This window comes from Methylobacterium aerolatum (assembly GCF_022179085.1).
Taxonomy (GTDB): Bacteria; Pseudomonadota; Alphaproteobacteria; order Rhizobiales; family Beijerinckiaceae; genus Methylobacterium; species Methylobacterium aerolatum.
In genome coordinates, this window is record NZ_BPQE01000011.1 from 87,621 (window position 1) to 101,673 (window position 14,053).

A 14,053-nucleotide genomic window follows, 5' to 3' on the forward strand; every position below is an offset into this window, starting at 1 on the left:
GCGAGCGCAGCGAAGCAATCCAGGGATCCGCCACGCCGTGCGACGTCGCGCTGCCCTGGATTGCTTCGCTGCGCTCGCAATGACGGTAGGGGGCGTCGCACCTTTCCTCGGCGGCTGCGTCGTCGGGCCGGATTTCGTACGGCCCGTGCCTTCGGTCGCGGCGTCGGCCACCTATGTCGAGCCCGCGCCGGGGCGGGCCGTGCACACGTCGCTGCCGCTCCTCCATCGCACCACCGATGCCCCGCCGGACGTCGAGTGGTGGCGCGCCTTCCGCGATCCCGTCCTCGACGGGCTCGAATCCCGGATCGCCGCCCAGAACCTCGACGTGCAGACGGCCACCGCCCGCCTGCTCCAAAGCCGGGCGCAGCTCGGCACCAGCCAGGCGGCGGCCCTGCCGACACTCTCCGGCACTGGCTCGGCCTACCGGCAGCAGTTCAGCAGGAACGGCACGATCGGCCTGCTCTCGGGCTCCCTCGGCGGCCTGACCGGCGGCACCGATCCCACGGCGCCGCTGACCAACGGCTTCGAGAGCTACACCCTCGGCTTCGACGCCTCGTGGGAACTCGACCTCTGGGGCCGGGTGCGGCGCTCGGTGGAATCGGCCCAGGCCCAGGCCGAAGCCTCTGCCGAGCAGCGCCGGGGCGCCCTGGTCTCGGCCCAGGCGGAGTTGGCGCGTGACTATGTGCAGTTGCGCGGCACGCAGGACCTCATCCGAATCTACCAGACCTACGTGCGGGTGAACCAGCAGATCCTGGATGTCGTCCGCATCCGCCAGCAGAAGGGCCTCGTGACGGGGCTCGATGTGGCGAGCGCCGCCTCGCAGGTCGAGGCGGTCCAGGCGCAGATCCCGCAACTGCAGCAGCAGGAGATCCAGCAGATCAACGCGATTTCGCTGCTGCTCGGGGAGCCTCCCCTGTCGCTCGCGCAGGACCTCACGGGCGGACGGGGCATCCCGCCGGTGCCGCCGAGGGTGCCGGTGGGCATCCCCTCCGAGTTGATCCGCCGCCGCCCGGACATCCGTCAGGCCGAGGCGACCCTGCACGCGGCGGTGGCCGATATCGGCGAGGCGGAGGCCGAGTTCTTTCCCCGGGTGACGCTGACCGCCAGCCCCACCGTGAACGCCATCGATCCACTGAAGGTTTTCCGCGGCTCCTCGCTGCAATACATGAATATCGGGCCGTCCTTCTCGATTCCGCTTTTCGAGGGCGGTCGGCTGCGCTCGAACCTCGTGCTCCAGCAGGCCCGCCAGCAGGAGGCGGCCATCGCCTACCAGAAAGCGGTGCTCCAGGGCTGGCACGAGGTCGTCAACGCGCTCGCCTCCCTCCAGGGCGATGCGGGCCGCCGCGCCCGCCTGGCCCGGCAGGTGGGCGACGCCCGCCGGGGCCTCGACCTCGCCCGCGCCCGCTACACGCAGGGGGTCGAGATCTTCACGACGGTGCTGCAGAACGCGCAGGTGGTGTTGCAGGCCGAGACCAACCTGTCCCAGGCCACCGCCGGCATGTCGACGGACTTCGTCGCCCTGTCGAAGGCCCTCGGCGGCGGCTGGGAGGGCGCCTTCCCGCCCCAACCCGCACCGCCGGGCCCGCCGGAGGTGGCGCAGGTGCCGGTGGCGGAGATCATCCCCCGGCCGGTGGTGCCGTAGCCGGCGAAGGGCGAACCACTCTCCCGTCACGTCGCGTGCGGCGACGCAATCCCGAAATGCGCCGCGTCCGCGGCGGCCCCGCTGCCCCTGATCGCGTCGCCTCATCTGCGATGACGGAGGGCGCGCGGCGGCGTGACGAAACTTGGTCTCAGAGATCCAGAAAGAACGAGATGGCTCTGGCCACCTCTCGCAGGGTGGTCACGTCGAGCGTGCCGATCGTCCGATCGATCTTGGCGACAGGCACGATGCCTTCCCATGGACGACGACAATGTAAAACTAATAGCCGGTACCACCGACTCCGCGAGCGGCCTGTCCACAACCCCCACCTTGAGCCCCCGCATCGGAACGTCCTAAGAACACCGGTCGCCGCCCAGGACCCGGATGTCGCGTTTTCAGTTCGTCCACGCCGCCGACCTTCACCTCGGCAGTCCGCTCACCGGACTGGCCGGGCGCGATGCGGATTTGGCCCGGCGGCTCGCTGCGGCGGGGCGGGGCGCCTTCGAGGATCTGGTGTCCTTCGCCATCGAGAAGGCGGTGGCCTTCGTGGTGATCGCGGGCGACATCTACGACGGCGATTGGGCGGATGCCTCGATCGGCCTGTTCTTCGCCCGGCAGGTCGCCCGGCTGGACCGGGCGGGCATCCCCGTCGTGATGGTGCGCGGCAACCACGATGCCGAGAGCGTCATCACCAAGTCGATCACCCTGCCGCAATCCGTCCACGTCTTCTCCACGACACGGGCCTCGACCCACAAGCTGGAGGCGCACCGGGTGGCGATCCACGGGCGCAGCTTCCCGAACCGGGCGGTGGAGGAGAACCTCTCGCTGACCTACCCGCCCGCCCTGCCGGGCTGGTTCAACCTCGGCGTGCTGCACACCTCCTGCACCGGCCACGCCGCCCACGCCACCTACGCGCCCTGCTCGATCCCCGACCTCGCCCGGCGGGGCTACGCCTACTGGGCGCTCGGCCACATCCACGAGTATCAGGAACTCTCCCGCGACCCCTGGATCGTCTTCCCCGGCAACCTCCAGGGGCGGAGCGTGCGCGAATGCGGGCCCCGGGGTGCCGTGCTGGTCTCCGTGGAGGATGGCCAAGTGGATGCCGTCGAGCACGTCGTCTTCGACCGCGCCCGTTTCGAGACGGCGTCCGTCGATCTGGCGGAGGTCGCCGCGATGCCGGCGGCGCTGGAGCGGGTGGAGGCGGCGTTGCGGCCGCTGGCGGGCGTCGCGGCCTCGCGCCTCGTGCTGGTGCGCGTTCACCTGACCGGCGAGAGCGCCGCCCACGATCGGCTCTGCGCGGATCGCGACGAGCTGGCGGCCGAAGTCCAGGCGGCGGCCCATCGCGTCCACGAGGAGATCTGGCTGGAGCGGCTGAAGGTCGAGACCCGCCGCCCGCGCGAGGCCGTGCCGGCCTCGACCGTCACCCTCGACCCCACGGCGCTGATGGCCGGTCTCGACCGGGATCCGGAGTTCCGCGAGCGGGCCAAGGCGGCGCTCGGCGAGATCGTCCGAAAGATGCCCGCGGGCGCCGCCGAGGAGGCGGATCTCGAGGGCGAGTTCGAGGCCCTGTGCGCGGAGGCCCAGGCCCTCGTCCTCGGACGCCTCTCGGGCCGGACCTGTTGAGCTCATGCGCCTCCTCAGCCTGAACCTCGAACGCTACGGCGCCTTCACCGACCGGGTGCTCGGCTTCCGGCCGGACGCGCGGCTCCACGTGGTGCTGGGCGCCAACGAGGCGGGCAAGAGCACCGCGCTTTCGGCGGTGACGGACCTGCTCTTCGGCTTCGGCAAATCGACCCCCTACGCCTTCCTCCACGACATGCCGCTGATGCGCGTCGGGGCCGAGATCGCCCGCGCCGACGGGCAGAGGCTCGTGTTCCGCCGCCGCAAGGGCAACCTCCGCACGCTGATCGACGCCGACGAGGCGCCGCTGCCGGACGACGCCCTTGCCCCCTACCTCGGCGGCCTCACCCGCCCGGTCTTCTGCCGCGCCTTCGGCCTCGACGCCGAGGCCCTGCGGCGGGGCGGCCGGGAGATGGTCGAGGTCGAGGGAGAGGTGGGCGCCAGCCTGTTCGCGGCGGGCTCGGGCCTTCGCGGCCTCACCGAGTTGCAGGCACAGCTCGACGGCGAGGCCGAGGCGATCTTCACCCCCCGCAAGGCCGGGCACCGCAGCTTTTACCAAGCCCTCGACCGCTGGCAGGAGGCACGCAAGGCCGAGCGGGACTCGGGGGTTTCCACCGCGGAGTGGCGCGCCCTCAACGACGGCATCGCCGCCGCCGCCGCCGATCTGGATGCCCTGCGCACCGAGCGCGGCCGCATCGCCGCGGGCCGCGCCCGGCTGGAGCGGCTGAAGCGCGTCGGCCCCGTGCTCGCGGAGATCGACGCGCTGGAGGCCCGCCTCGCGGAGGAGCCGGAGGCGGTGGAGGCGGATGCCGCCTGGATCGCGCGCCTCGGCGCGGCCCTCGCCGAGAGCCGGGCCGCCGAGGCCGACGCCCTCCGCGCCACGGCGGCCCTGGCGCGTGCCCGCGCCGAGGTCGAGGCGCTTCCCCCCGTGGCCCCCCTCGCCGGGCGGGCCGAAGAGATCCTGGAGGCGTTCCGGGGGATCGACCGGTACGAGAAGGACGGGACCGACCTGACGCGCCTCGCCGGGGAGGCGGACCGGGCGGCGCGGGACCTCGACCGGCTCTGCGCCCGCGTCGGCCTCGGCGACCGCGACGCGCTGGCCGGGAGCCTGCCCACCGACGCCGCTCGCGCCCGGATCGAGCGCCTCCTGCGCGAGGGCCGCACCCTCGACGCGGCGGAGGTGCAGGCCGCCCGCGAGGCGGACGCGGCGCTCGCCGAGCGCGACCGGCTGGTCCGCGAGGGCGAGGCGGCGGGCCCGATGATCGATCCCGCCCCCCTGAGGGACCTGCTGCGTCCCTTCGCGCGGCTGAGGGAGACCATCGCCCGCCACCGGGAGTTCGAGGATGGGGTCCGGCGGGCGGGCGACCTCCTGCGGGACCGTGCCGGGCGCCTCTCGCCGCCCGTGACCGATCCGGCGGCCCTGGCGCGGACGCCGCTGCCGTCGGCGGAGGCCGTCGGCCGGTTCCAGACGCTGTTCGACGAGGCGGAGCGGGAGCGCGGGCGCACCGCCGACCGGGTGAAGGCCGCCCGGCGCAGGGCTGCCGAGATCCAGTCCCGGCTGGAGGAGCGCGAGGCCGATGCCGCCGTGCCGACGCAGGAGCGCCTGGACGCCCTGCGCGCCGCCCGCGCCGCCGCCTTCGCGCCCCTTCGTGACGCCCTCCTGTCCGGTGAGGCGGCTCTGCCGGAGGCGCTCGTCGGGTTCGAGCGGGCCGTCGAGGCGGCGGACCGGTTCGCCGATGCCCGCGCCGCCGACGCCGGGCGGGTCGCGGCCCATGCCGCCGACCAGCGCCGCCACGCCGCCGCCCTCGCCGAGGTGGAGGAGGAGGCGGCGGCGCTGACCGAGGCCGAGGCCGAGATTGCCCAGGCCGAGGCCGCGTGGCGCAAGGCGTGGCAGGTGGCGGGGATTCGGCCGGGGCCGCCCGTCGAGATGGCCCGCTGGCTCGTGGAGGCGCAGGCGGTGATCGGCGCCGAGCAGGATCTCGCCGAGGAACGGATCAGCCGCGACCGGCTGGCCCGCGACATCGCGGCGGCGGCCGGGCCCCTCGCCGACCTTGCCGAGCGCAGCGGTCTCGCCGTGTTGCCCGGCCTCGATCCCGCCGCCCTGCTCGACGGCCTGGAGCGGCACGTCGCCGACCTCGCCACCCGGTGGGAGGCGGGGCGCGAGGCGACCGGGCGGCTGGCCGCCGCCCACTTCGCGGTGGAGCGCCAGGAGGCCGCGCGGGCCGAGACGGAGGCCCGCCGCGCCGCATGGCGGGCGGCCTGGAACGAGGTGCTGGGTCTGCTGGCCCTGCCCGGCGGCGCGGGTCTCGACGAGGCCGAGGGCGCCCTGGCCGCGTGGCGGGAGGTGCCCGACGCCCTCGCACGCCATACCGAACTCACCCGGAGGGTGCGGGGGCTCGGACGCGACCGCGACACCTTCCATGCCGCGGTCGCGGGGCTCGTCGCGGATCTCGCCCCCGATCTCGCGGCGATGTCCCCCGGCGCGGGCATCCGCACGCTGCACGCCCGGCTCCAGGCGGCGCAGGCCGAGGCGGTGCGCCGCACGGAGCTGACCCGCCTCGCGGAGGGCGCCGGGCACGCGGCCGACGAAGCCGGGCGCGACGCCGTCGCCGCCCGCGACCGCCTCACCCGCCTGCTCGCCGAGCGTCTGCCGGGGGCGGGGGAGACTTCCCTGGAGGATCTCGCGGCCCTGCACGCCCGCCTCGACGGGCGCGCCCGGTTGCGGGCCGATCTCGCCCGGCTGCGGACACGGGACCTCGCCACGGCGGGCGACGGCCTGCCCGAGGCGGAGTTGCGCGCCGGCCTGGCCGAGACGCCGCCCGAGGCCATCGAGGCCGGGCTCGCTCGCCTCGCCGCCGAGGCGGAGGAGATCGAGGAGCGCAGCCGCGTCGTCTACTCCGACCGGGAGCGCGACCTCGCCAAGCGGGCCGAACTGGAGGGCGGCACCGGCGCGGAGCTGGCGCTCGCCGAGCGCAAGGGCGCCGAGGCGCAGATGCAGGACTCCGCCCGCTCCTGGGCGGTGCTGCGGCTGGCCGGGCTCATGCTCGGCGCGGCGGTGGCCAAGCACCGGGCCGGCCAGCAGGATCCGCTCATCACCCGCGCCGGCGCCCTGTTCACTCGCCTGACCGGCGGCGCCTTCGACGGGCTCGCCCAGAGCTACGACGAGGACGACACGCCTCGCCTCGTCGGCCGCCGCGCCTCGGGCACGGGCGGCGGCGGTCTTGTCTCCATCGAGGCCATGAGCGAGGGCACCCGCGACCAGCTCTACCTCGCCCTGCGGCTCGCCCATCTGGAGGACTATGCCGGCCGCGCCGAGCCCGCGCCCTTCATCGGCGACGACCTGTTCTCCACCTTCGACGACGCCCGCACCGCCCACGGGCTGGAGGCGCTGGCGGCGATCGGCGGGGCGGTACAGCCGATCCTGTTCACGCACCATCGCCATGTGGCCGAGATCGCGCAGGCGCGGCTCGGCGCGGCGGTGGACGTGCTGACGCTGTAGCGCCCGCCCCCGTCACTGCGAGCGGAGCGGACCATCTCCGCCTATCGCGCGTCCCTGAATTGCTTCGCTGTGCTTGCAATGACGGCGTCTAGTCTTTTGCCGGCTGAGGCGCGGATGTAGCCGCTCAATTGGAGCAATTTGCGTCGATGTGCTCGCCATAGGACCGTAATCGATCCTTGAGCCGGCTAGTAAAATTTCGCAACGCCTCATCGAATAGTGCGGCAGGCCGTGCACGGTGTCACAGAAGCTACAAAAATCAACCATACATCGACTGTCGGCTTCGGATCTCACGGGGTCGGCCCGCTTTGTCTCTCCGCCGAAGCCGGCATCCGGGAGGCGAGGGCATGGGACGCCCGCCGCCACCGCCTGAGGGAAGGTTTCGACACGTGGCACTCGGATTGGACAGCCGGGATTCCTCCCGGGAGCGATCGCTCGGCGTGGCGCTCGATCGCGACGGGGTGGCGCGGGCCTATGGCCGCTGGGCGCCGGTCTACGACCTCGTCTTCGGCCCGGTCTTCGCCCGCGGGCGCAGCCTCGCCGCGGCGGCGGCGGTGCGGGTCGGGGGGCGGGTGCTGGAGGTCGGCGTCGGCACCGGCCTGTCGCTCCCGGCCTATGCCAAGTGCCGCAGCGTCTTCGGCATCGATATCTCGGCGCCGATGCTGGAGAAGGCCCGTGACCGCGTCGACCGCCTCGGCCTGCGCAACGTCGAGCGGTTGGCCGTGATGGATGCCGAGCGCCTGGACCTGCCGGACGCCTCCTTCGACGTGGTGGTGGCGCAGTATGTCGTTACGGCGGTGCCCAACCCCGAGGCCGCCCTCCACGAATTCGCCCGCGTCCTGCGGCCCGGCGGCGAGATCGTCATCACCACTCGCATCGGTGCCGAGCGCGGCCTGCGCCGGGCCATCGAGCACACCCTGATGCCGCTGACCAGCCGCCTCGGCTGGCGGACCGAATTCTCCTTCGCGCGCTACGCCAACTGGGCCGCCACCGCGCCGGGCATCGCCATCGTCGAGCGGCGCGAGCTGCCGCCGCTCGGGCACTTCTCCCTCATCCGCATGCGCAAGACGGGCTGAACCGCCCGTCCCACCCTCTTCACCGCCCCGACAGACCGGAGTTTCGACCCATGGCCAGCTTCCGTGAGGCGCTGCGCGTACAGCGCTGGGACGACCATCGCTACTACCATCACAACCTGATCAACCAGAGCCTGCACGTCGTCAGCGCCATCTGCTTCCTGGCGGCCTACGCGCTGGCCTTCAAGGACCCCGCCAAGGCGGCCCTGGTCGGCTGGCTGCTCGCCATGACCAGCCGCCAAGCGGGGCACCTGTTCTTCGAGCCGAAGGGCTACGACCACGTCAACCACGCGACGCACGAGCACAAGGAAGAGATCAAGGTCGGCTACAACCTGCAACGCAAGGTCGTGTTGCTGTCGATCTGGGTGCTGTCGCCCGCGCCGCTTTATTTTGACCCGAGCCTCTTCGGCCTGCTCACCCCGGCGGCCGACCTGAGCGGCGTCATCCACAATGTCGGCTGGATCTGGCTGTGGCTGGCGCTCGGCGGCCTGCTGTTCCGCGTCGGCCAACTCTGCCTCCAGCAGAGTGTGCAGACCGGGATCGTCTGGGCGACCAAGATCCTGACCGACCCGTTCCACGACATCAAGCTCTACCACAGGGCGCCGATGAAGCTGCTTCAGGGCCAGATCATCGACGAGGAAGAGCAGGCCGAGCACCACGCCTGAGAGTCCGGCACCGCCCCTTGCCGTAGAGGTGGGGGGCGGTGCCTTCTTCGTCTTTGCGAGCGAAGCGAGGCAATCGAGGGATGCGGGACGCCTCAGAACGGGGCGCCGCCCTGGATCGCTTCGCTCACGCTCGCGAAGTCAGCCAGAAAACTTACCCCCGCGGCGCCAGCCCCAGGCGCACCCGCAGGGCTTCCTTCAACACCCCCCGGCGGATGGCCTTGTTCGTGGTCTCCGGCCCGTCCCACCAGCCGTCGGCCTGCATGGCGGCGCAGGCGGCGGTGAAGCGCTCGGAGACGGTGGCGAAATCGGTCTCCGTGTAGGCAAGGCTGAAGATCAGGCGGCCGGTGCCGACCCAGGACAGGTGCAGCCCCGCCGCCCGCAGGTAGAACTGCAGCATCCAGTTGTAGCGGGACGGCCGTGTGTAGAGCACCGTCCAGACCGTCTGGAAGTTGGCGACCCGGACGGGCAGCCCCTCCGCCTCCAGGCGCCGGTTGAGTGTCGCGGCCCGCCCGTCCCAGGTGGCGTCGAGGCGATCGTAGAGGGCGGCGACTGTCGGCGTCTCCAGCCGGTCGAGGAAGGCGCTCATCGCCCCCATCACCTGCGGGTGCGCGTTGAAGGTGCCGCGCGCGAAGCAGATGTCCACCGGCCGGTCCTCGCGGAAGCGGCGCATCAGGTCGGCCCGGCCGCAGAGCACGCCCACCGGCAAGCCGCCACCGAGCGTCTTGCCGTAGGTCACGAGGTCGGCCTTCACACCGAAATACTCCTGCGCCCCACCCTTCGCGAGGCGAAAACCCAGGAAGACCTCGTCGAGGATCAGGACGATGCCGCGCCGGGTGCAGACCTCCCGCAACCTCGCGAGCCATTCGGTGTACGCGGTGCGGTCGAACTGTGCGCGCCGGGCGCTGTCGACGAGGGCCGAATCGGAGGGCGCGCCGGCATTCGGGTGCATGGCCTGGAGCGGGTTCACGAGGACGCAGGCCACATCGCGCCGGGTGGCGAGCACCTGCAGCGTCCGGTCCGAGAGCTCGGCGAGGGTCAGGGTGTCGTTGGCGGCGACGGGGTTGCCGATGCCCGGCTGCACGTCGCCCCACCAGCCGTGATAGGCGCCGCAGAACCGGACGATCCGCCGCCGGCCGGTGTGGTAGCGGGCGAGGCGCACGGCCTGCATCACCGCCTCGGTGCCGGACATATGGAACGACACCTCGTCGAGGCCCGACACGGCCCTCAGGCGGGCGACGTTACCCGCCACAACCGGGTGGAGCGCGCCGAGCACCGGCCCGAGATCCGCGACGCGGGCCGCCCCGTCCTCCAGACACTCCCGATAGAAATCGACGCCGAACAGGTTCACCCCGTAGGACCCGGCGAGGTCGTAGAAGACGTTGCCGTCGAGGTCCGTGATCGTCACCCCGTTCGAGGCGGCCATGAAGGCGCCGCTGCCGAGGTTCTGCCGCACCGGCCCGGCGAACTGGAACGGCACCCTGTAGAGGCCGGTGAACTGCAAGTCGGACAGTCCGGCCCGCGCGGCTTCCGTCTCGGCCCGGCTCGTCGCGAAGCGCGTGCGGAACAGGTCCGAGAGCCGCGCGAAGCCGGCCTCGCGGGCGGCGGCGACGGCCTCCGGCGCGTCGTCGGCGCGGAAGAACTGTCGTGAATCGTAGGCATAAGCCGGGATCTGGCGGGCGATTCGCCTCGCCATCCGGGCGTGGCCGGTGAGCGAAGGGTGTTTCGCCCGCGAGAGCTGCAAGCGCCGTACCGTCAACGGCAGGGCGAGGGCGACCGCTGCGGCGGCCGAGACGGATGTGAGAAGCGCGTCCATGGCGGACGCGGCTAACCGGACTGGTTCACGGGATGATGACGCTCCGCACAACCCTCGGCCGCCTCGGCGCGCAGGAGGACCTGAACTTCCTCCTCACCAACCGCCTGCCCCGCCGCCTCGCGACGCAGGCGATGGGCCGGATCAGCCGGATCGAGCAGCCATGGGTGCGCGATGCCTCCATCGCCCTGTGGCGGCTGTTCTGCGATGTCGATCTCTCCGACGCGAAGGAGCAGCGCTTCGCGAGCCTGCATGCGGCCTTCGTGCGCGAATTGCGCCCCGGTGCCAGGAGCGTGGACCCTGATCCGGCGGTCGCGGTGAGCCCCTGCGATGCGATCCTCGGCGCTCACGGGATCGTGGAGGCGGGGCAGGTGCTGCAGGTGAAGGGCAGCTCCTACCGGTTGGCCGACCTCGTGCAGGATCAGGCGCTCGCCCGCGCCCACGAGGGCTGCGCCTACGCGACGCTGCGGCTCACGGCCGGCATGTACCACCGCTTCCACGCCCCCGCCGACCTGCGGGTCGAGTCGGTCCGCCATCTCTGGGGCGATACGTGGAACGTGAACCCCATCGCCCTGAAGCGGGTGGAAGCCCTGTTCTGCCGCAACGAGCGGGCGGTGATCCGCGTGCGCCTGCCCGACGGCGCGGCGATGACCCTGGTGCCCGTGGCGGCGATCCTCGTCGCCGGGCTGAAGCTCGGCTTCCTGGCCGAAGGCGGCGACCTGCGGGCCACGGGTGGGCGGACCATCGCCAGCGGTGCCGACCTCGCGCGGGGCGCGGAGATGGGCTGGTTCGAGCACGGCTCGACCATCGTCGTGCTGGCGCCCCCCGGCTATACCCTCGAACCGGCCTTGCGCGAGGGCGCGCGGCTGCGCATGGGGCAGGCCTTGCTGCGGGCGCCGCGTGACACACCGCAGTGACGCCATGACGGCGTGACCACCGGTCCGGGAGCGATATGAGCGAACCCCGCTACGCGATCTATGCCCTGCCGGAGCCGGGCTCGGCCTTGGAGACCTTCGGCCGGTCGGTGCTCGGCATCGACAACGTGACCGGCGAGGCCGTCGCCCATCCGCCGGACCTGCCCGGTCTCGCGGGCATCACCACCGCGCCCCGCGTCTACGGCTTTCACGCGACGCTGAAGGCGCCGATGCGCCTCGCGCCCGGTATCGGTGAGGGCGACCTCCTCGGCGCGGTCCGTCGGCTGGCCGCCGCCCACCCGCCCGTGGCGGTGGGGGAACTCACCGTCGCCGCGCTGGGCCGCTTCCTGGCCCTGGTGCCGGTGGCCGCACCTCCGGCGCTGGGCCTGCTGGCCGCGGAATGCGTCGCCGCCCTCGATCCCCTGCGGTCGCCCCTCTCGGAAGCCGAGATCGCCAAGCGCAGGCCGGAGCAACTGACCTCCCGGGGACGGGCGCTCCTCGATCGCTGGGGCTACCCGCACGTGTTCGAGGACTTCCGTTTCCACATGACCTTGACCGACGCGCTGCCGGAGGATGCGCTGAACGGGTGGCGGACCCGGTTGGCGGAGGCCTACGCGCGAAGTGGCGCCGGTCCGCTCACCATCGCCGCGCTCGGCGTCCTGCGCCAGGAGAAGGGCAAACCGTTCCGGCTCCTGGCGCGTGCCCCCTTCGGCCAAGGCGACGACTGATACGGCCGTCATTGCGAGCAACGCGAAGCAATCCAGGGAGGCGCCGTCGCCCACGAGGTTCCGCATCCTTGGAGTGCTTCACTGTCTTCGCAATGACGGAGGGGTTCGCGGGGCCAAAAAACCCAAAAATACTTCGCCGGCAATCGTCATTCAAATGTCGTGCAAGCTGTGTCTACGGGCGGCGTTGCTTCAGCGGATGCCTGGATGCTTGTCGTCGAAAACCTGACGCGTCAGTATGGTGACCGCCGCGCCCTCGACGGCGTGTCGCTGCGCATCGAGCCCGGCAGCTTCGTCGGGGTCATCGGGCGGTCGGGCGCCGGGAAGTCGACCCTGCTGCGCCTCCTGAACCGCCTCGCGGAGCCTACCTCCGGGCGCATCCTGTTCGGCGCGACGGACGTCACCGCCTTGAACGGCCGCCGCCTGCGGGATTGGCGGGCGCGGTGCGCGATGATCTTCCAGCAGTTCAACCTCGTCGGCCGCCTCGACGTCATGACCAACGTTCTGATGGGCCGCCTCAGCCATGTGCCGAGCCACCGCTCGCTCCTGCGGCTCTGGCCGGAGGCCGACCGGGCCATGGCGCTCGCCGCCCTCGACGGCTTCGGCATGGGCGAGTTCGCGGGCATCCGCGCGGACCAGCTCTCCGGCGGCCAGCAGCAGCGCGTCGCCATTGCCCGCGCCCTCGTGCAGGAGCCCGAGATCATCCTGGCGGACGAGCCCGTCGCCTCCCTCGATCCGCGCAACACGCGGCTGGTGATGGACGCGCTCTCCGACGTGAACAAGCGCTACGGCATCACCGTGGTGTGCAACCTCCACTCCCTCGACCTCGCCCGCGCCTATTGCGACCGCCTCGTCGGCCTGGTCGCGGGCCGCGTGGTCTTCGACGGCAGCGGTTTCGACCTGACCGAAGAGGTCGCCCGCCGCCTCTACGGCCTGGAGGCCGGCGAGGTGCTGGACGACGAGCCGCAGCGCCGTGCCGAGCAGGCGGCGGCCCTGCCCGGTCTGCCCGCTCCGGCCGCCGCCGCCGTGCGCGAGGCCGCCATCGGCGGCTGAGGCCCCACGATCCGGCCGCCAGACGCCGGTTCGCCCAGAGAAAACGCCCCGTGACGCGCCCGGTCGGAGCCGGGGCGACGACCTGCGAACGGAGACGAACGATGATCACGAGACGGATGATGGCCGGCGCCCTGGCATTCGGGCTCCTCGGCGGCGCGGCCCGCGCGGCGGACGACTGGAAGACGCAGTATCCCGAACTGACGCTTGCCGTGATCCCGGTGGAGAACGCCTCCGGCACCACCGACCGGTACGCCCCCCTGACGGACTACCTGACCAAGAGCCTCGGCGTGCCGGTGAAGCTGCGCGTCGCCAATGATTACGCGGCGGTGATCGAGGGCCAGCGCGCCGGCAACATCCAGGTGGCGTTCTACGGTCCGGCCTCCTTCGCCCGCGCCGTGATGACCGGCGTTAAGATCGACCCGATCGTCAACCAGAAACACGAGACCGGCGCCTCCGGATACTACTCGGTGATCTACGTGAAGGCCGACAGCCCCTACAAGACGATCGAGGACTTGAAGGGCAAGAACCTCGCCTTCGTCGATCCGAACTCGACCTCCGGCAACCAAGCGCCGCGCTTCTTCCTGAAGCGGGCAGGGTTCGAGGTCGAGAAGCATTTCGGCAAGACCTTCTTCGCCGGCAGCCACGAGAACGCCGTCCTCGCCCTGACCCAGGGCACCGCCGACGCCGCCGCGAACCTCTGGAACTCCGAGACCGACACCGTCGTGACGCGCATGGCGACGAAGGGCCTGCTCAAGAACGCCGACGGCACTCCGATGAAGCAATCGGACTTCCGGGTCGTGTTCAAGTCGGACTTCCTCCCCGAGGGTCCGTTCGCCATGCTCGACAGCCTGCCGGAGGACCTGAAGACGCGGATCCGCACCGCCTTCGAGGAACTGCCCATGAAGGACAAGGCCGCCTTCGACCGGCTCTCCGACGGCAAGGACCAGGGGCTCACACCCGTCACGCTCAAGGACTACCAGCCCATCATCGACATGCTGAAGTTCAACGACGAGCAGCGGCGCAAGTCTTGAGCCTGGTTTGCCCCTCCCCCTCGTGGG

The 14,053-nt window shown here is 71.9% G+C and carries 10 protein-coding genes; 9 read left to right on the forward strand and 1 reads right to left on the reverse strand.

Going from position 1 to position 14,053, the window contains the following annotated elements; translation table 11 throughout:
- The first annotated feature begins 37 nt into the window (after positions 1-37).
- The 5 genes from MFF06_RS07250 to MFF06_RS07270 all read left to right on the forward strand — a co-directional run bounded on the left by MFF06_RS07250 (position 38) and on the right by MFF06_RS07270 (position 8,493).
- Complete coding sequence (locus MFF06_RS07250) at positions 38-1,642, forward strand: efflux transporter outer membrane subunit (RefSeq protein WP_238202464.1); 1,605 nt, start codon at positions 38-40, stop codon at positions 1,640-1,642.
- A 381-nt stretch (positions 1,643-2,023) separates the two neighbouring features.
- On the forward strand, positions 2,024-3,262 hold the full coding sequence (locus MFF06_RS07255) for a metallophosphoesterase family protein (protein WP_238202465.1): 1,239 nt from the start codon (positions 2,024-2,026) through the stop codon (positions 3,260-3,262).
- 4 nt (positions 3,263-3,266) lie between these two features.
- Positions 3,267-6,758: a YhaN family protein gene (locus tag MFF06_RS07260; RefSeq protein ID WP_238202467.1), complete on the forward strand. Its 3,492-nt coding sequence runs from the start codon at positions 3,267-3,269 to the stop codon at positions 6,756-6,758.
- 437 nt (positions 6,759-7,195) lie between these two features.
- Positions 7,196-7,831 (forward strand): class I SAM-dependent methyltransferase, encoded by a 636-nt coding sequence (locus MFF06_RS07265; RefSeq protein ID WP_370876711.1) that lies wholly within the window; start codon positions 7,196-7,198, stop codon positions 7,829-7,831.
- A 50-nt stretch (positions 7,832-7,881) separates the two neighbouring features.
- Positions 7,882-8,493 (forward strand): hypothetical protein, encoded by a 612-nt coding sequence (locus MFF06_RS07270; RefSeq protein WP_238202471.1) that lies wholly within the window; start codon positions 7,882-7,884, stop codon positions 8,491-8,493.
- 151 nt (positions 8,494-8,644) lie between these two features.
- Here MFF06_RS07270 and MFF06_RS07275 read toward each other — a convergent pair whose 3' ends face one another.
- Positions 8,645-10,306 (reverse strand): aminotransferase class III-fold pyridoxal phosphate-dependent enzyme, encoded by a 1,662-nt coding sequence (locus MFF06_RS07275; protein ID WP_238202473.1) that lies wholly within the window; start codon positions 10,304-10,306, stop codon positions 8,645-8,647.
- Between the two features lie 35 nt (positions 10,307-10,341).
- Here MFF06_RS07275 and asd point away from each other — a divergent pair, with 35 nt between their 5' ends.
- The 4 genes from asd to phnD all read left to right on the forward strand — a co-directional run bounded on the left by asd (position 10,342) and on the right by phnD (position 14,026).
- Complete coding sequence (gene asd / locus MFF06_RS07280) at positions 10,342-11,220, forward strand: archaetidylserine decarboxylase (RefSeq protein ID WP_238202474.1); 879 nt, start codon at positions 10,342-10,344, stop codon at positions 11,218-11,220.
- 35 nt (positions 11,221-11,255) lie between these two features.
- Positions 11,256-11,945 carry a DUF1045 domain-containing protein gene (locus MFF06_RS07285; protein ID WP_238202475.1) on the forward strand — a complete coding sequence of 230 codons (690 nt, stop codon included), beginning with the start codon at positions 11,256-11,258 and terminating at the stop codon, positions 11,943-11,945.
- Positions 11,946-12,149: 204 nt separating this feature from the next.
- Positions 12,150-12,995 (forward strand): phosphonate ABC transporter ATP-binding protein, encoded by an 846-nt coding sequence (gene phnC / locus MFF06_RS07290; protein WP_238202476.1) that lies wholly within the window; start codon positions 12,150-12,152, stop codon positions 12,993-12,995.
- 101 nt (positions 12,996-13,096) lie between these two features.
- Positions 13,097-14,026, forward strand: a complete 930-nt coding sequence (gene phnD, locus MFF06_RS07295) for a phosphonate ABC transporter substrate-binding protein (protein WP_238202477.1) — start codon at positions 13,097-13,099, stop codon at positions 14,024-14,026.
- Positions 14,027-14,053 lie beyond the last annotated feature (27 nt).

What these genes read in the sequence shown, in the direction of transcription:
- phnD (WP_238202477.1), top strand. Translation starts at nt 13,097, where the DNA reads ATGATCACGAGACGGATGATGGCCGGCGCCCTGGCATTCGGGCTCCTC.
- MFF06_RS07255 (WP_238202465.1), top strand. Translation starts at nt 2,024, where the DNA reads ATGTCGCGTTTTCAGTTCGTCCACGCCGCCGACCTTCACCTCGGCAGT.
- phnC (WP_238202476.1), top strand. Translation starts at nt 12,150, where the DNA reads ATGCTTGTCGTCGAAAACCTGACGCGTCAGTATGGTGACCGCCGCGCC.
- MFF06_RS07275 (WP_238202473.1), bottom strand. Translation starts at nt 10,306, where the DNA reads ATGGACGCGCTTCTCACATCCGTCTCGGCCGCCGCAGCGGTCGCCCTC.
- MFF06_RS07270 (WP_238202471.1), top strand. Translation starts at nt 7,882, where the DNA reads ATGGCCAGCTTCCGTGAGGCGCTGCGCGTACAGCGCTGGGACGACCAT.
- MFF06_RS07285 (WP_238202475.1), top strand. Translation starts at nt 11,256, where the DNA reads ATGAGCGAACCCCGCTACGCGATCTATGCCCTGCCGGAGCCGGGCTCG.
- MFF06_RS07260 (WP_238202467.1), top strand. Translation starts at nt 3,267, where the DNA reads ATGCGCCTCCTCAGCCTGAACCTCGAACGCTACGGCGCCTTCACCGAC.
- asd (WP_238202474.1), top strand. Translation starts at nt 10,342, where the DNA reads ATGACGCTCCGCACAACCCTCGGCCGCCTCGGCGCGCAGGAGGACCTG.